The following is a 17,855-nucleotide window of genomic DNA, read 5'->3' as shown; positions in this document are numbered from 1 at the left end:
GACGGCAGGCCTGATGGCCAGTCTCGCGGGCTGCCAGATGCTGGGCGGCAATTCGGCTTCTGTGGGCGTCGTGGCACCGGGCACGCTGCGGCCGGGCCTTGCGGCTGATATCGGCGCGCGTGAACATCCACGTGTGGTGGCGACCTATGGCGGCGTCTATCAGAACCCCGGCGCGGAGCGGGCGATTGCGGCTGTTGTCGGCCGTCTCGTGGCCGCTTCCGATGATCCGAGCCAGAGCTACCGCATCACCATCCTCAATTCTCCGGCGGTGAATGCCTTCGCCCTGCCGGGTGGCTATCTCTACATCACCCGCGGGCTGCTGGCGCTGGCCAATGACACGTCCGAGGCTGCGGCGGTGCTGGCCCATGAAATGGCGCATGTGACGGCGAATCACGCCATCCAGCGGCAGCAGAAGGCCGAGGCTACGGAGCTTGCCAACCGCGTTGTCAGCAATGTGGTGAAGGATCCGGAGAAGGTGAAAGAGGCGGTCATCTCCTCGCAGCTTTCCTTCGCCCGCTTCTCGCAGGCGCAGGAGCTGGAGGCGGACAAGATCGGCGTGCGCACGCTGGCCCGCGCCGGGTTTGACCCCTTTGCCGCTGCACGTTTCCTCAATTCCATGTCGGCCTTTGCGGCGCTCCAGAGCGCGCGCAAGGAAGGCTCTTCCGCGCCGGATTTCATTTCCTCGCATCCGAGCACGCCGGAGCGCATGAACCTTGCCGTCCAGGAGGCGCGCGCCATCAGCGCGCCGGGCATCGGCGAGCGTGACCGCACGGCCTATCTGTCGAACATCGACGGCATGCTGTTTGGCGATGATCCGCTGGAGGGCTTCGTGCGCGGGCGCGACTTCCTGCACAAGGCGCTTGGCATCGGTTTCTCGGTGCCGGCCGGCTATGTGCTGGAAAACTCGCCGGAGGCCGTGCTGGCCAGCAATGGCTCGGGCACGGCCATGCGCTTTGATGGGGCCGATCTGACCGGCTATGACAGCCTGCGCAGCTACATGAATGCGGGCTGGATCAACGGTCTCATTCCCGACAGCGTCAAGGAAACGACCATTAACGGCCTGCCGGCGGTTGTCGGCTCCGCGATCACGCAGGGCTGGTCCTTCCGCATCGCCGTGGTGCGCATCGGCCGCAATGGCTACCGCTTCATCTTTGCCAGCCGGGATCCGGGCGGGGCTTTCACCCGCGACTATGACCAGACGATCCAGAGCTTCCGCCAGCTGTCTCCGACAGAGCGGGCGCGGCTGCAGTCGCTGCGCATCAAGGTGGTGCAGAGCCGCGACGGCGATACGCCGCGCAGCCTTGCCATCGGCATGAGCGGCATCGAACCATCCCGCCGGCTGGAGTTCTTCTCCGTGCTGAACGGATTCCGCCCGGATGACGAGATCCCGGCAGGAACGTCGGTGAAGCTGGTGGTGGATTGAAGCGGGGTTGAGCTGAGCCTGAAACCGTGCCTGGGAGTCGTCCCGGACGGAGCGAAGCGGAGATCCGGGGAACCACTCGTTCGCAGAGCGGTGAGTGGTGCTTCCGGCGGGAACCCGTTGCCAAAGCTCAGGATGACAGAGGCGCTCTGCAAGCGAGTAGACCCCGGCTCGCGCTACGCTTGGCCGGGGTGACTCATACCAAGGCTCTGAGATGCTGACGCATCACGCCTTGAAAATGCTCAAGCGCCGCACGGGCTTAACCCGCGCTCGATGAGTCAAGATCATCAAACGCCGGTATCAGTGTCTTGGCAAGGATCGCCGGTTAAAAGCACTCTCCCCCTGGGAGCATGCCCCCCCTCACGGCATCAGGGCCAGACGGTCCGGCTGGGCCTTGAGCAGGGCTTCCTTCAGCTTTTCCAATGCCCGGTTCTCGATCTGGCGGACACGCTCCTTGGAGATGCCCATGGTCTGGCCAATGGCTTCCAGCGTGGCGCTTTCTTCCTTCAGGCGCCGCTCGCGCACGATCTGCCGTTCGCGCTCGGTCAGCACATTCATGGCGGAGCGGAGCCACTTGCGCTGGCGTTCGCCATCGATCTCGCCGCTGACCACTTCATCGGGAAGCGGCGCATCGGAGACGAGGAAGTCCTGCCGGTCGGCGCTGCTGCCTTCCGTATCTGACAGGGGCGCGTTGAGCGAGGTATCGGGACCGGACAGCCGGGCGCTCATCATGTCCACGTCGGCAATCTTCACGCCGATGGTTTCGGCGATCTGCCGGTGCATCTCGCTTTCGTTGATGCCCTGTTGCTCGGCGCTGATCTTGGCGCGCAGACGGCGCAGGTTGAAGAACAGCGACTTCTGCGTCGAGGAAGTTCCCCCGCGCACGATCGACCAGTTGCGCAGGATATAGTCCTGGATGGAGGCGCGGATCCACCATGTGGCATAGGTGGAGAAGCGGACCTCGCGCTCCGGCTCGAACCGGCCTGCGGCTTCCAGCAGGCCCACGTGGCCTTCCTGGATCAGGTCGTTCATCGGCAGACCGAAGTTGCGGAAGCGGGCGGCCACGGCGATGACGAGACGCATATGCGAGAGGGACAGGCGGTCCAGTGCGGCCTGATCCTGTTCATCCCGCCATTTGATGGCGAGCTGCTGTTCTTCCTCGCGGCTAAGGTACGGCGCGTTGATGGCGGCCTTGACGATCTGACGCCGGGTGCTCATCGATGTACTCATGATGGCAGGCTCCCTGTTGCTTGTCGGATATGTTACGCCACTTGCGGCGGTCCAGATCAGCGTTTTCACCCGGTTTGGACGGTGGCGTGGCTGCCGGGGAATGCAGTGCCCGTCAGCGCGCCTCAGGCACGCAAAGCTGCGGGGGAGGGCAACTCCTTGCCCTGAATAGGCTTTTCGTTTGAGGGCTGCCTTTCGGCCTGCCCGCCGGGCCAGGTTTCTGGCACATTCTGACGCAGGCGCATCACGAAAATGTGGCTGCAGCGTCTCATCAGACCAAGGCATCTGAGATGCTGACGCATCACCCCCTGGGACTGTTCAAACCCCGCACGGGCTTGATCGGTTCCCGGATAAGCCTGGCTCATCGGAAGTTAGTATGAGACAATGGCCTCAGTGAGGGCAAAAAAAGGAAAAGGGCGCACGGCTTGCGCCGGACGCCCTTCCTGATCGTGAAAAGAGGCGGCCTGATCAGGCGGCTTCTTCTTCCTGCTCGCCTTCTTCCTCGGCGCTCTTGATGCGGGCCGGGGTCTTGGCGAGGTTCTGCTCGATCTGCTTGACGGCTTCCGTCTCGGAGCACTTGTTCACGGCCGCGATTTCACGGGCCATCCGGTCTAGTGCAGCTTCATAGAGCTGGCGCTCGGAATAGGACTGTTCCGGCTGGGCGTCGGAGCGGTAGAGATCGCGCACGACTTCGGAAATGGCCAGCAGGTCGCCGGAGTTGATCTTGGCTTCGTATTCCTGGGCGCGGCGGCTCCACATGGTGCGCTTGACGCGCGGACGGCCGCGAACGGTCTCCAGAGCCTTCTTCACAGCAGCGGCATCCGCCAGCTTGCGCATGCCGACCGAGGCGATCTTGGCGACGGGGACACGCAGGGTCATCTTGTCCTTCTCGAAGCTGATGACCAGCAGTTCCAGCGCATAACCCGCAACGCTCTGCTCTTCGATGGCCGTGATCTGGCCGACGCCGTGAGCGGGATAGACGATATGTTCGCCAGTCTTGAAGCCCTGACGCTGCGCGGTCTTCTTGGTGGGGGTTGCCATACGCTTCGTAACTCCTGCGCAGTTACGGCTGAATGAGCCGTACCGGGCCGCCACGGGGCGGACCGTTGTTCCTGTGGTAACGCAAACCGGACCGGAACCTGCTCACGCATGAGCACCGGACCTGTCTGTACGTCTTGGGTGGTCAGCCGCCGGTGCTCGCCGGTTCAAACGGGCCGCATTTCACATGTGCATGGCTGCGGAGAAACTTGATCTCGCGCACGATCCAGCGGTGGACTGCGACCATAAAAAAACCTCCAGGGGGAGGGGGTGAACCAAGACTGCGACGACTACTTGAACAACCTATCACAAAAACGCAAAAAACCAAAGCAGAAAGCGACCGGGTGTTATGCTGGCCGCTCTGGCAACTTGCTTCCGTATCGTAACCTGCAGGCTTCCGCCATGCGTCAGGTCAAGGATTTCCCGCTTTTGCCAAGGCTCCAGGATGCTGACGCATCAAGCCTTGCAATTGCTCAGGCGCCGTCCGGACCGTTGGGCGAGAAGTGCGTTTCCAGCTTGTTCTTGATGCCGTCGAACTCGGGTGCCTCGGGAAGGGCATCCTTCTTCTCGGTGATGTTGGGCCATTTTGCCGCATACTCGGCGTTGAGCTCGATCCACTTCTCGAGGCCGGGCTCGGTATCCGGCAGAATGGCCTCGGCCGGGCACTCCGGCTCGCACACGCCGCAGTCGATGCATTCGTCCGGGTTGATGACGAGCATGTTCTCGCCTTCATAGAAACAATCGACCGGGCAGACTTCGACACAGTCGGTGTACTTGCACTTGATGCAGTTGTCAGTGACGACGTAGGTCATCGCGTTCCTCTTGATGGCGCTGGCGGTATCAGCCGGTCCTCGCGCCGTCTCCCTCAGCTACGGCGGACCGGCAGAGCCTGCTTCCCGTTTCAGGGCCGTTGCCTACCGCTTTTGCCCCTTTGTGGCAAGCACAGTAAGGGCAGGAATGGCCTGGCGAAAGAAAAGCGCATGCGTCCTTTTGCCTGTCAGGGGATCAACTTACTCCGGATCCTCGAGGCCGGAGTGAAAAGCGTCCATGCGGCGCCGGTCGCGTTTGGTGGGGCGGCCCGATCCGGGATCCCGCTGCGCCGGCGCAGAGGGCACATCCGCGCGCGGGGCGGGCGGCGGGGTCAGGTCCTTGTAGAGCAGCTGTGCTTCCGGGGCGGGGCCGCGCCGGGTGCCGAGACCGGCGACTTCCAGCACGACAACCCGCCGTTCCAGCGTGATGGTCAGGACATCGCCGGTGCGGATGGCCTTGCTGGCGCTGTCGATCTTCTCGCGGTTGACGCGCACATGCCCGCCGGTGGCCAGTTTCTGAGCCAGGGTGCGGGATTTCGTCACCCTGGCAAACCAGAGCCACTTGTCGATCCGCTGCGAGGCGGACGGCCCCGCGTGCGGGGCCGTGTCTGATGTGCCTTTGGCGCTCAGGACTTGCCTTTTTCCATGTTGGCCTTCAGAGCCAGCAGGGCTGCGAAGGGCGAGTTCGGATCAATCGGCTTTTCCGGACGCGGCGCACGGTCACGCTGGCCGGCATGGCCCTGACCCTGCTTCTGGCCCTGATGGTGCGGCTTGCCGCCCTTGCCGCCTTCGCGGCGGTCGTCGCGCCGGTCATCACGGCGGCCTTCGCGGTTGCCGTCACGGTTTCCGCGGTGCTCACCGCCGGAGCGGTTGCGGCCGCCTTCTGCGCCTTCGCCTTCGCCGCGCTTGCCCTGCTGCGGACGGCCGCGGCCGCCCTTGTTGCGGTCACCGCGGTCACCTCCGCCGCGGCGCTCGCCAGCTTCACCGCCCTGACGCGAACGCCCGCCGGTGCGGCCCGGACGCCAGATGTCGATGGTGACGGTTTCGGTGGCAACGGCGGCGGCAGCTTCGCCGGCGTCAGCCGTCTCTGCCTCAGCCTCGGCTGCAACCGGTTCTGCGGTGGCTTCAGCTTCTGCCGGAGCTTCTGCTGCGGTTTCTTCCACTGCAGCTTCCGCTTCCGCCGGAACGGCTTCGACCGGAGCGGCTTCGGCCGCGGCCGTATCGGCAGGTGCGGCCTCAACCGTCACGCTGGCCACGGCAGCTGCGGCCACCGGGCGCTCGATCTCGCGCTTTTCGTTGCGATAGCCCAGAGACTTCAGGATTTCCGTGAAGTCATCGCCTGCGCAGCCCAGCAGCGAGGTCATCGCCACGGTGACGGTAAAGCCGCCGCCCTGAGCAATGGCACCATCCGGAGGCGTGACGCTGGCATCAAGCGGCTTCCAGGCGATGAGCGGGCGGATGAGGTCGGCCAGGCGCTCCAGAATATCGACGCGAACGGCGCGCGGGCCGCAGACGCGGAAGCCGACAACCTTGTACAGCGCCTTGTCGATCTGCGGATCGACGGTGATCGAGGTGCGGCCCGAGGCGGACAACTGCGGCAGCTCCACGAGGCCGGGCATGTCCGGCGTGCCGTGCTTCAGCGCCCAGAGCTGGGCCAGAAGCTGGCTCGGAGCCGGCTTCAGCAGGGCCGGGACATAGATGTTGTAGGCGCCGAAGCGGACACCCAGCTTGCGCAGCGAGGCGCGCATGTCCTGATCGAGCTGGCGCACATCATTGGCCACATCCTGGCGTTCCAGAATGCCGAGCGCCTCATAGATGCGGTAAGCGATGCCACGGGCAAGGCCTTCCAGCCCTTCGGCGTCCTTCAGGTCGATCAGCGGCTTCAGCAGCGTGCCGACATGCGCCTTGACCCACAGGTCAACGCGAGCCTGCACCCGGTCACGGGCGGGGCCGGTCAGGTGCTCGTCGGCCAGCAGCACGAAGCCGGGCACCAGCGCGTCGTCACCGGCGGTGAGACGGGCGACAGGTTCGCCCTGCCAGCGGATGGTGCCGTCCGTGCTCAGGACGAAATCTTCATTGGGCGCGCGCGACAGCCGGTCGGAACGGGCTTCGATCTCGCTGGCCAGTGCCTTCTGGGCTGCTGCGCGTACGGCCTTCCCTTCCGGGCTGTCCGCAACCGCATCCGGCGCGAACCGGAACCCCTGCAGGCGGCCGATATGCTGGCCCTCCACAAGGACGTCCCCAGTCTGCGTGATTTCCGCTTCCAACATGGCGTTCTCTCTCAAACGTCTCATCAATACGCTTGTCCGCCTGTCCACGAACCGTTGGGTCAAACGGTCATGCAGGGCGTCCGACAGTCTGTCTTCAATGCCTCTGGTGACACCCTGCCAGTGAACAGGGTCCTTCAGCCATTCGGCACGGTTTGCCACGAAAGTCCAGGTGCGGATGTGCGCAATCCGGTTCGCAAGAGTGTCGATATCACCATCCACCCTGTCTGCGAAAGCCACTTGACGCTGAAACCAGTCTTCATCGACCACCCCGTTGCGCACGAGCAACGTGTATAGGTGGATAAGCAGGTCTCCGTGGTTAGCCGGGGCAATCTTGCGATAGTCCGGCACCTGGCAGACATCCCAGAGCAGCGCCACCCGTGCGGGGGAGGACGCCATGTCGCGGATGCCGTGATCCTTTGCGGCATATTCGAGGGCCTGCGCGTCGTCGGCGGGTGGTGCGCGCACCAGCCCGTCTTCGCGCGGAGGCAGGTCCAGTGTGTCACGCAGGCTGGAAATCGACGTGAAATCGAGCTGCGTGTTGCGCCACTGGAAAACTTTCAGCGCATCGAACCGGTGGCTTTCGATCATCTCCACGAGATCATCGGACAAGGGATCGACACGGCCCGTCACACCGAAGGAGCCATCGCGCATGTGGCGCCCGGCGCGCCCGGCGATCTGGCCCATCTCGGCGGGGCTGAGATTGCGGTATTGATAGCCGTCGAACTTGCGGTTTCCGGCAAATGCGATGTGGTCCACATCCAGATTGAGGCCCATGCCGATCGCGTCGGTGGCGATCAGATAGTCCACGTCACCGTTCTGGAACAGCTCCACCTGTGCGTTGCGCGTCCGTGGGCTGAGCGAGCCCAGCACCACCGCCGCGCCGCCGCGCTGACGGCGGATCAGCTCGGCAATCGCATAGACCTCGCTGGAGGAGAAGGCGACGACGGCAGAACGGGCCGGCAGGCGGGATATCTTCTTGGAACCTGCATAGGTCAGCACCGACATGCGCGGCCGCGTCACCACATTGAGGCCGGGAATGAGCTTTTCCAGCAGGGGACGGGCGGTCGCAGAACCCAGCAGCAGCGTCTCGGAGCGGCCGCGCAGGTTCAGGATGCGGTTGGTGAAGACGTGGCCGCGCTCCATGTCGGCGGCCAGCTGCACCTCGTCGATGGCGACAAACTCGGTGTTGAGATCGAGCGGCATGGCCTCGACCGTCGAAACCCAGAAGCGCGGCGCCTTGGGGACGATCTTCTCTTCGCCCGTGATCAGGGCAACCGCAGCCTCGCCTGCGCGCTCCACCAGACGGCCATAGACCTCGCGCGCCAGCAGGCGCAGCGGCAGGCCGATGAGGCCGGAGGGCTGGGCCAGCATTCGCTCGATGGCGAGATGGGTCTTGCCGGTGTTGGTCGGGCCCAGCACCGCCGTAACGGTTCTGGACCGGGCGGCCGGCGGCAAGGTCATGATCTGGATCGGAGGCATCGCGCGGAGTGCTTCGTTCGGCCGGGTGTCTTGGCCCTCACAAAGGTCAGGGCGTGCGGAAGGCTGTCTAGCATAGGGTCTTCCCCCTGTCCCTCACGATTTTCGGCCCCGGTTCTAACGCGGCGCCATGGCTGAAACGGGGCAGCGAATCCGGGCAAAGGAACGAGTCTGGAACAAAGGCTGATCGAATCGCAGACAAGCCGCGAGTCTGTTTTTGTTCCCTACGACATGTGGTTTCCGGCAAGGGGGTGACCACGAAATCCTGAATCTGACCAAGGATTTAAGGTGGGCAGGGCGCCGTTTTCCGGAATCGCGTCAAGCTCAGGAAATCGTGCAGATCAGGTTAACCGGATCAGCAATTTTCACGAGCGCTATCTCAACCTTCAGCACCAAAGCGGAACGACTCATGCACGAATCGCTGTCCGTTATGCGTTTTTGTTTTGTTCGTACGACAGTTTGTAGTGTTCAGGCGGCAGAGCCACGAAATAGCGGTTGGAGGGTATAAATGGTTGCTTATGGCAACCAGTTGAACCGGGCAAAAGATAAAGAATTATGTCCCATTATGGGGCGTTTGATTGTTGAGCTGGCGCAGGCGAATAGGTCAAGAGTGTTGGCTCTTTTCTTTGCTCTCATCCCTTTGTATGACTCATGCGCTTTCATATTGGGGAGGTATGGGCTTGGCCATCCGTAAGATTCTCGTTGCCAACAGATCTGAAATCGCCATCCGCGTGTTCCGTGCCGCGAATGAGCTTGGGCTGAAAACCGTCGCCATATTTGCCGAGCAGGACAAACTGGCGCTGCACCGCTTCAAGGCCGACGAGGCCTATCAGGTCGGCAAGGGCCTGGGCCCGATCGAGGCCTATCTGTCCATCGACGAGATCATCCGGGTTGCCAAACTCTCGGGCGCCGATGCCATTCACCCCGGCTATGGCTTCCTGTCGGAGAGCCCCGAGTTTGCCGAGGCCTGCGCCCAGAACGGCATCATCTTCATCGGCCCGCAGCCCGAGACCATGCGCCGCCTTGGCAACAAGGTGGCGGCGCGCAATCTCGCCATCGAGGCCGGAGTTCCGGTCATGCCGGCCACCGATCCGCTGCCCGATGACATCGAGGAGATCAAGATTCAGGCCGCCGGCATCGGTTATCCGGTGATGCTCAAGGCCTCCTGGGGCGGCGGCGGGCGCGGCATGCGCGTCATCCGTGACGAGGCCACGCTGGTGCGCGAAGTGGTCGCCGCCAAGCGCGAGGCCAAGGCCGCCTTCGGCAAGGACGAGATCTATCTGGAGAAGCTGGTCGAGCGCGCCCGCCATGTGGAAGTGCAGATCCTGGGCGATTCGCACGGCAATCTGGTGCATCTGTTCGAGCGTGACTGCTCCATCCAGCGCCGCCACCAGAAGGTGGTTGAGCGTGCGCCTGCGCCGTATCTCTCCGAGGCCCAGCGGCAGGAACTGTGCGGCTATGGCCTGAAAATCGGCCAGGCGGTGAATTACTGCGGGGCCGGGACTGTCGAGTTCCTGATGGATTCGGACACGGGCGCCATCTACTTCATCGAGGTGAACCCGCGCGTGCAGGTGGAGCATACGGTGACCGAGCAGGTGACCGGCATCGACATCGTCAAGGCGCAGATCCGTATCGCAGGCGGGGCCGCCATCGGTACCGACGCGAGCGGTGTCCCGGCGCAGGGCGATGTGCGGCTCAACGGCCATGCGCTGCAGTGCCGCATCACCACCGAAGACCCGGAACAGAACTTCATCCCCGACTATGGCCGCATCACCGCCTATCGCGGCGCGACGGGCTTCGGCATCCGCCTTGATGGCGGCACGGCCTATTCGGGCGCTGTGATCACCCGCTTCTACGATCCGCTGCTGGAAAAGGTCACGGCCTGGGCCCCCAGCGCCGAGGAAGCCTGCAAGCGCATGGAACGCGCCCTGCGCGAGTTCCGCATCCGCGGCGTGGCGACCAACCTTGTGTTCCTTGAAAACATCATCGGCCACCCGGACTTCCGCGCCAACAACTACACCACGCGCTTTATCGACGGCACGCCGGAACTGTTTGCGCAGGTGAAGCGGCAGGACCGCGCCACCAAGCTGCTGACCTATATCGCCGATGTCTCCGTCAACGGCCACCCGGAAACCCGCTCGCGCCCGCGCCCCGGCCGGGAAGCGGCTGCCCCCGTCGTTCCGGATTTTGGCAATGTGAAGCCCGATGGCACCCGCCAGCTGCTGGAACAGCTGGGGCCGAAGGGCTTTGCAAATTGGATGAAGGCGCAGCCGCAGGTGCTGGTGACCGACACCACCATGCGGGATGGCCACCAGTCGCTGCTGGCCACCCGCGTGCGCACCCACGACATTGCCGCCATCACCGATGCCTATGCCACCGGTCTGCCGCAGCTTCTGTCGCTGGAATGCTGGGGCGGGGCGACCTTTGACGTGGCCATGCGCTTCCTGACGGAAGATCCGTGGGAGCGCCTGCGCCTGATCCGCCAGAAGGCGCCGAATATTCTGCTGCAGATGCTGCTGCGCGGCTCCAACGGCGTTGGCTACACCAACTATCCGGACAATGTGGTGCGCTTCTTCGTGCATCAGGCAGCGCAGAACGGTGTTGATCTGTTCCGCGTGTTCGACTGCCTCAACTGGGTGGAGAACATGCGTGTCTCCATCGACGCCGTGCTGGAGACGGACAAGCTTTGCGAGGGCGCGCTGTGCTACACGGGTGATCTGCTCGACAGCGCAAGGCCGCAGTATGACCTGAAGTACTATGTCAGCCTCGCCAAGGAGCTGGAAAAGGCGGGTGCGCATATCCTCGGCGTCAAGGACATGGCGGGCCTGCTAAAGCCTGCGGCCGCGCGCATCCTGTTCAAGGCGCTGAAGGAAGAAGTCGGCATTCCGATCCACTTCCACACGCATGACACTTCCGGCGTTTCGGCTGCCACGGTTCTGGCTGCGGTGGATGCAGGCGTGGATGCCATTGATGCGGCGATGGATGCCTTCTCCGGCAACACCTCGCAGCCCTGCCTTGGCTCCATCGTCGAGGCGCTGAAGGGCTCGGATCGCGATCCGGGGCTTTCGGCAGAGGCCATCCGCCGCATTTCCTTCTACTGGGAAGCGGTGCGCGGCCAGTATGCGGCCTTCGAAAGCGACCTCAAGGGGCCTGCCTCCGAAGTCTATCTGCACGAGATGCCGGGCGGTCAGTTCACCAACCTCAAGGAACAGGCCCGCTCGCTTGGCCTTGAAACCCGCTGGCACGAAGTGGCGCAGGCCTATGCCGATGCCAACATGATGTTCGGCGATATCGTCAAGGTCACGCCGTCCTCCAAGGTGGTCGGCGACATGGCACTGATGATGGTCAGCCAGGGCCTGACGGTGGCTGATGTGGTGGACCCGTCCAAGGATGTGGCCTTCCCGGATTCAGTGGTGCAGATGCTGCGCGGCGATCTGGGGCAGCCCCCGGCCGGCTGGCCGCAGGCGCTGCAGGCCAAGGTGCTGAAGGGCGATACGCCCATCACCGTGCGCCCCGGCTCGCTCCTGAAGCAGGAAGATCTGGAAGCCCGCCGCAAGGAAGCGGCTGAAAAGACCGGGCTTGAGATCGGCGACATGGATCTGGCCTCCTATCTCATGTACCCGAAGGTCTACACCGACTTTGCCAAGGCGCAGAGCCAGTATGGCCCGACTTCGGTGCTGCCGACGCCGGTCTATTTCTACGGGCTTGAGGTGGGCGAGGAAATCCTCGTCGAGCTGGAGCCGGGCAAAACGCTGGTGGTCCGCTGCCAGGCGGTGGGCGAAACGGATGAGCAGGGCGAGAAGAAGGTGTTCTTCGAGCTGAACGGCCAGCCGCGCATCATCAAGGTGCCGGACCGGGCCCATGGCGCCGCAGGCAATGCCGCCCGCCGCAAGGCCGAGGCCGGCAACGAGGCCCACGTGGGCGCGCCGATGCCGGGCGTCATCTCCACCGTTGCCATTGCGGCGGGACAGGAGGTCAAGGCCGGTGACGTGCTCTTGTCCATCGAAGCCATGAAGATGGAAACCGCGCTTCATGCCGAGCGCGACGGTGTGGTCTCCGAAGTGCTCGTCACGCCCGGCAGCCAGATCGACGCCAAGGACCTGCTGGTGGTGTTCAAGGCCTGACCGCAGCGTCAGACAGGAAATGCGCAAGGGGAGGCTTCGGTCTCCCCTAACGTAAATGTGGGCGCATATTATAAAACTTACCCGAACCCCTTAGTTCCATGGGACTTTCGGGGTTCGGATATGCTTCAAAAATCTGAAACAAGTAAAAATTGCGCCTTCCCCCACCCTACGGCGGAGTGAACGTCAATTTCTGCAAAAATCCGCAAATCCAAACAGGAACAGGAAAGTGAGCCAGGGAACGAAGAAGTTCCCGTCGGGCCGTGCATACCCCCTCCCGTAGCAATCAATTAAAATACTGAAGAAAACGGGCTGATATCGAATAATCCCCGATCTATACGAATAATATCGTCTCAATCGACTAGGAAAATGGATGTTGCACTTTGTCTAGACTCTTATCGATATCCAAATTCGAATGGACTGCCTTGGCAATCGGTGCCTCCCTTTCCATTCCCCTGTCCTCCGGAACGGCGTCCGCGGTTATCGTATTTGCAATGGATCGAACGGCAGCGGTGTGCGTCGAGCGTGTTGGTTTCCTGCGGGAGCAGGTAGCTTCAGACTTTTGGTTGGGAGTCATACCTGACAGGGGATTAACCGACCTAAACAGGTTCGAAATACTTCAAGACAGAGTGTCCGAAGCCCTTAATGACCCTCGGTTAGCGAGCGAAGAACCGACTTCCCCACTCCCCGACTTGGATGAGATCATACCGCCATCCGCAACAGAATTGCGTGAGGAATTCAGCGAGATGAACTTAGAACTCTTGAAAACGTGCAAGGAGCGCTATGACTTACTCATCAAGGAATTCTCCAACTTCGCCGCTTTGAGAGTCAATGACTCCAAGGAAGCCTTTGTCGCAAAGAACGAATTCCTATACCGAGTTGGTGACATAGGTTCGATAATGAAAATCGCTTTGGTAGATTATAGTACCAAGCTTTTCCAATTGAGATCGAGGGTCTCGAAGAAACAGAAATGATTCTGTTACCCATCAACAACGAGACCAAGGCTTGAGTTCAAGAATAAAAAAAGATGAGCGGATCAACGCGAATGTCAAAATTTGTTCTCAGGTATTTTTTCGAGTATGGCGCAGGTGGTTGTTTATGGGCGGCAAACGAAGAGACCCGCGAAAAGCTTGGCAGTGGCCCGGTTGATTCCGCCTGCTATGATCAGGAAGGACGTGTAACGCTCGAACCAAGAGTCGCCCTATCCGATGTCGCTCGTTCATTGCGAGACGTGCTTGATTTTGAACATTCAGGATACCTGAATCCTATTTACCCGCCTGATCCGAGCCTTTGGACGCAAGATTTGTGCGAACGTTTCAATCTTGGAGTGGATCAACTCCTCGAACTTTTGCGGCAGGAGCTGGGCTCGGAATATGAGATTCAAGACGAACAGCTCCGACTTGCGGAAGACCCAGAGCTTGGTGAGTATCTGGACAGCCATCCAGAACTTTCCGCAATCGAAAACGTGGCCAACCCCACAGTTCGCTAATAAGTCTATAAAATTAACATAAGTGCAAATGTGGTTCGAAGAGCAAAATCTACGGACCACATTTTCGTTAGGGGCTGGGGCTTTGGTCTCCCCTTTTTGCTTCAACCTGTAGCAACCCTAAAACCGCCCTTGCCAGTCCTCATATTCCGTGGCATCGCAGGCGTCCCATTCCCAGATGCTGGTCCGTGCCCCCGCCTTACATGAGACGGCAGGCCCCCAGCCCCTTCCGGTGTTCTTCCATGGAACTGTCCTATGAGGTTCTCGGCCTCCTGTTTCTTGCCGCTCTCATGGCCGGCTGGATCGATGCGATTGCAGGCGGCGGCGGGCTGATCACCATCCCAGCGCTGCTGCTGGCGGGCCTGCCGCCCGCAACGGCGCTGGCGACCAACAAGCTGCAGGGCAGTTCCGGCACGCTGACGGCCGCCACCTATTTCATCAGCCGGGGCATGGTGTCTGTGCGGGCAAACATCCTGCCCATCATCGCCATATCGCTGGGCTCCATCTTCGGCGGCTGGGTGCTGCAGCAGATCAATGCGGAGCTGCTGGTGCTGTTCATCCCCTTGCTGCTGGTGTCGATCGGCCTCTATTTCCTGTTCTTCGCCAGGAACCTTGATGAAGAGCGGGCGCCGCGCATGAGCGCCGAGCGCTATGCGGTGACGGCCGCGCCCGCCCTCGGCTTTTATGACGGTTTCTTCGGGCCGGGCACCGGGTCTTTCAGCTCCACGTCGCTGGTGCTCCTGCGCGGCATGACCATCCGCAATGCCACAGCCCATGCCAAGCTGTTCAACCTGACCAGCAATCTGGGCGCGTTGTTCTATTTCATTCTCTTCGGCCAGATCGCCTGGGTGGCGGGTGGTGTCATGGTGCTGGGGCAGATGGCCGGTGCCTATCTCGGCGCCCACTTTGCCTTCAAGGGCGGAGCAAGGATCATTCGTCCGGTCACTGTCATCGTATGCTTTGCCATGAGTATCCGCGTGCTCATCAGCGTCTGGCCGTGGTGAGGTTTTACCCAGCCCGCCCGATCCAGATGTCGAGGAAGTCGTCCAGCCATTTGCGCAAGGCCTGGTCGAAGACGTAGCGGCCGGCGAAATGGTCCTGGCGGCCTTGCGCGCCGGGCAGGGACATGCGCGGGGCGCCTTTCGTGGTCCAGCGCACCATCATGGCGTGGGTGAGTTCCGGGTGAAACTGGATGCCATAGGCGGCGGGGCCAACACGGATCGCCTGATTGGGATAGGTGTCGCCCGATGCCAGAAGATCGGCCCCGCGCGGCAGGTTGAAGCCCTCCCGGTGCCATTGGTACACCTTGGATGGCCAGTGCATCAGCGATTTGCCGGTTTCTGTCGGGTGCAGCGGATAGTAGCCGATCTCGACCAGGTCCTGCGGATGAGCGCCAACCTTGCCGCCCAGGTGCTTCACCATCATCTGCGCGCCAAGGCAGATGCCAAGAAAGGGCTTCTGCTCCGAGAGGGGCACGCCGATCCAGTCGATCTCCCGGTGGACGAAGGCTTCCGGATCATTGGCGCTCATCGGCCCGCCGAAGATGACGGCACCCGCGTGATGCTCCATCGTGTGGGGCAGCGTGTCGCCGAAGCGCGGGCGGCGGATGTCCAGTGCAAAGCCGCGCTTCACAAGCTCCTGTCCCACACGGCCGGGCGACGAGGTTTCCTGATGCAGGACGATCAGGATGCGCGGCCGGTGCGGGGAAGCAGGATCAGGATTCATGGTGTCACGATAACGTTGCAACCGGCCCGGCGTCGAGCGCTAATCCAGAGCAATGCGCCCTGAAATCAGGCAGTTGCCGGCTCACTCCGTGTCCGGCTGTCCCTGCTCGCGGGCAACTTTCTGGCGCAGGGCAATCCGGTCGCGCGAGGAGACGCCGAGCAATTCCGAGACACGCCAGATGGTGTTGTCCTCGAACTCGTGCACGCGGCCGTCCGCATAGACAAGCTGCCACATCAGCTCGATGATCTTCTGGCGTTCCTCTTCCTCCAGCTTGCGCTTCAGGACGGAGGTGAAGCCATACATGTCGACAGCCTCGTTGTCCTTGTCCGTGGCAAGGGCCACAAGCTCGGCCGTTTCGCTGTCGCTCAGGGAATAATGGGTCTTCAGGATCGAGGTGAGCTTGGTTTTCTCCACGTCATCGACTTCACCATCCACACTGATGACATGGACGAGCAGAGCGGCGACGGCCAGCCGGTGATCATCTTCGGCGAAAGTCAGATTGTCGCTGTCGCCAAAGGTGACGTCCTTGATGAAGCGCTTGAAAGCATCGAGCATAAAATCATCCGTCCTGAAGTCTTGGGCGCGGGACCCGTTAACCGCAGCGGTTCTGGGTTCTCGCCACCGGATATCCGTATCTTCCCTGAGATATAGGTGAGAACGTGGCGGAAAAACCACCCGAAAACCTGACTTTTGGCCACAAGCGCGTGAGGTGTTGTCCGTTTGCACCGCTGCCTGCGCTGTTTTGTAACTTGACACAAACCTTCAGGAATTGTCTTGTCCGCCGAGACCTGCCGCAGGCGTGTGCCCCTCTTCCGCCAGATCCGGGACATTTCTGCCGGGCAGTCACCGGGCGGCGCTGGGGCCGTCCGATGCCCAGGGAGATTGCCCCATGACCCGTTCGTTCAAAGCCATTCTGTTTGCAGCCACTGCGATGATGGCTCTTTCCGCCACCATTTCCGCTCATGCGGCGGATGTGAAGCCAGCCGATGTTCTGGCCACCTATCAGGATGTCGCGGCTGCGGCCTATGCGGATTCCGTCATCTCTGCCAAGGCGCTGAAGGTTGCCATCGATGCGCTGATTGCCAAGCCCAACGACGAAACGCTGGCTGCCGCCCGCAAGGCCTGGATTGCCGCCCGCAGCCCGTATCAGCAGACGGAGGCTTACCGTTTCGGCAATGCCATTGTCGATGACTGGGAGGGGCGGGTGAACGCCTGGCCGCTGGACGAGGGCCTGATCGATTATGTGGACGTGTCCTATGGCGACAGTTCCGAAGAGAACCCGCTTTATGTGGCGAATGTCATCGCCAATCCGAAGCTGCAGCTGAATGGTGAAGAACTCGACGCCACGGTGATCACGCCGGAGCTTCTGTCGGAAAAGCTTCAGGAGGCTGGCGGTGTCGAGGCCAATGTGGCGACCGGCTATCACGCCATCGAGTTTCTGCTCTGGGGGCAGGACCTGAATGGCACGGGTCCGGGCGCGGGCAACCGTCCGGCCACGGATTTTGATCCGGCCAATTGCACCGGCGGCAACTGTGAGCGGCGCATCCAGTATCTGCAGGCGGCAACAGACCTGCTGATCACGGACCTGGAAGAAATGGCGGCTGCCTGGGCTCCGGGTGGTGCGGCGCGCGAGGAGCTTGCGGCCAAGGGCGAAGCGGGCGGTCTTGCCACCATCTTCACCGGCATGGGCTCTCTCTCCTACGGCGAACTGGCCGGTGAGCGCATGAAGCTCGGCCTCATGCTGCACGATCCGGAAGAGGAGCATGACTGCTTCTCCGATAACACCCACATGTCGCATTACTATGACGTGGTCGGCATCCGGAATGTCTATTTCGGCACCTACACCCGCCTTGACGGCACCAAGGTCTCCGGCCCGTCGCTGGCGGATCTGGTGGCGGAAAAGGACAAGGCCGCGGCGGAAGAACTGAAGGGCAAGCTCGACGCGTCCCTGGCCGCCTTCGACACGCTGAAAACCCGTGCCGAAACGGTCGAAGCCTATGACCAGATGATCGGCGAGGGCAACGCCGAAGGCAATGCCGTGGTGCAAGCAGCCATTGACACTCTCATTGACCAGACCCGGTCCATCGAGCGTGCCGTTGCGGTGCTGGGCCTTGAATCGATCGCCTTCGAGGGCTCCGACAGCCTGGATAATCCGGGTGCCGTGTTCCAGTAAGGACGGACTGGACGCGACAACGGGGAAGGGGAGTTTTCCCTTTCCGGGGCTTGCAAGGCTTCTCCATCGTCATCCCGGACGCGCATCGCGCGATCCGGGACCGGTGAGCC

12 protein-coding genes are annotated in these 17,855 nt (G+C 62.0%); 5 read left to right on the top strand and 7 right to left on the bottom strand.

What is annotated here, in order from left to right; genetic code table 11:
- Window positions 1–13: 13 nt before the first annotated feature.
- Window positions 14–1,423 carry a M48 family metalloprotease gene (locus tag IF10I1_RS01430; RefSeq protein ID WP_051105384.1) on the top strand — a complete coding sequence of 470 codons (1,410 nt, stop codon included), beginning with the start codon at window positions 14–16 and terminating at the stop codon, window positions 1,421–1,423.
- A gap of 357 nt (window positions 1,424–1,780) precedes the next feature.
- Here the strand turns inward: IF10I1_RS01430 and IF10I1_RS01425 are convergent, their stop codons facing one another.
- From IF10I1_RS01425 to IF10I1_RS01405, 5 genes are all read right to left on the bottom strand, one after another.
- Entirely contained in the window at window positions 1,781–2,650 is an 870-nt protein-coding gene (locus IF10I1_RS01425) for an RNA polymerase factor sigma-32 (RefSeq protein ID WP_050472322.1), read from the bottom strand.
- Between the two features lie 465 nt (window positions 2,651–3,115).
- Entirely contained in the window at window positions 3,116–3,688 is a 573-nt protein-coding gene (locus IF10I1_RS01420) for a CarD family transcriptional regulator (protein WP_050472324.1), read from the bottom strand.
- Window positions 3,689–4,158: 470 nt separating this feature from the next.
- Window positions 4,159–4,497 carry a ferredoxin FdxA gene (gene fdxA, locus IF10I1_RS01415; RefSeq protein WP_019964945.1) on the bottom strand — a complete coding sequence of 113 codons (339 nt, stop codon included), beginning with the start codon at window positions 4,495–4,497 and terminating at the stop codon, window positions 4,159–4,161.
- A 198-nt stretch (window positions 4,498–4,695) separates the two neighbouring features.
- Entirely contained in the window at window positions 4,696–5,064 is a 369-nt protein-coding gene (locus tag IF10I1_RS01410; RefSeq protein ID WP_082205872.1) for an RNA-binding S4 domain-containing protein, read from the bottom strand.
- A 56-nt stretch (window positions 5,065–5,120) separates the two neighbouring features.
- Window positions 5,121–8,225 (bottom strand): helicase-related protein, encoded by a 3,105-nt coding sequence (locus tag IF10I1_RS01405; RefSeq protein WP_244293660.1) that lies wholly within the window; start codon window positions 8,223–8,225, stop codon window positions 5,121–5,123.
- Window positions 8,226–8,920: 695 nt separating this feature from the next.
- Between IF10I1_RS01405 and pyc the strand changes: the two genes are divergently transcribed.
- The 3 genes from pyc (at window position 8,921) to IF10I1_RS01390 (ending at window position 14,851) form a co-directional block, all read left to right on the top strand.
- On the top strand, window positions 8,921–12,364 hold the full coding sequence (gene pyc / locus IF10I1_RS01400) for a pyruvate carboxylase (RefSeq protein ID WP_186424322.1): 3,444 nt from the start codon (window positions 8,921–8,923) through the stop codon (window positions 12,362–12,364).
- Between the two features lie 1,042 nt (window positions 12,365–13,406).
- Window positions 13,407–13,850 (top strand): hypothetical protein, encoded by a 444-nt coding sequence (locus tag IF10I1_RS01395; protein ID WP_186391686.1) that lies wholly within the window; start codon window positions 13,407–13,409, stop codon window positions 13,848–13,850.
- 239 nt (window positions 13,851–14,089) lie between these two features.
- Window positions 14,090–14,851 carry a TSUP family transporter gene (locus IF10I1_RS01390; protein ID WP_186391687.1) on the top strand — a complete coding sequence of 254 codons (762 nt, stop codon included), beginning with the start codon at window positions 14,090–14,092 and terminating at the stop codon, window positions 14,849–14,851.
- Between the two features lie 4 nt (window positions 14,852–14,855).
- On the opposite strand, the gene IF10I1_RS01385 is transcribed toward IF10I1_RS01390, so the two are convergent.
- Together IF10I1_RS01385 and IF10I1_RS01380 are read right to left on the bottom strand one after the other, a co-directional pair.
- A complete protein-coding gene (locus IF10I1_RS01385; RefSeq protein WP_186391688.1) occupies window positions 14,856–15,572 on the bottom strand; it encodes a glutamine amidotransferase in 717 nt (238 codons plus the stop codon).
- Between the two features lie 81 nt (window positions 15,573–15,653).
- On the bottom strand, window positions 15,654–16,127 hold the full coding sequence (locus IF10I1_RS01380; RefSeq protein WP_050472331.1) for a TerB family tellurite resistance protein: 474 nt from the start codon (window positions 16,125–16,127) through the stop codon (window positions 15,654–15,656).
- A gap of 334 nt (window positions 16,128–16,461) precedes the next feature.
- Here IF10I1_RS01380 and IF10I1_RS01375 point away from each other — a divergent pair, with 334 nt between their 5' ends.
- A complete protein-coding gene (locus IF10I1_RS01375) occupies window positions 16,462–17,745 on the top strand; it encodes an imelysin family protein (protein WP_186391689.1) in 1,284 nt (427 codons plus the stop codon).
- Window positions 17,746–17,855 lie beyond the last annotated feature (110 nt).

Origin of the sequence: Pannonibacter sp. I15F10I1 (assembly GCF_900185665.1) — a bacterium.
GTDB lineage: Bacteria > Pseudomonadota > Alphaproteobacteria > Rhizobiales > Stappiaceae > Pannonibacter > Pannonibacter indicus.
Note: the sequence above shows the minus strand (reverse complement) of the source record. Positions and strands in the feature narration are given on the sequence as shown.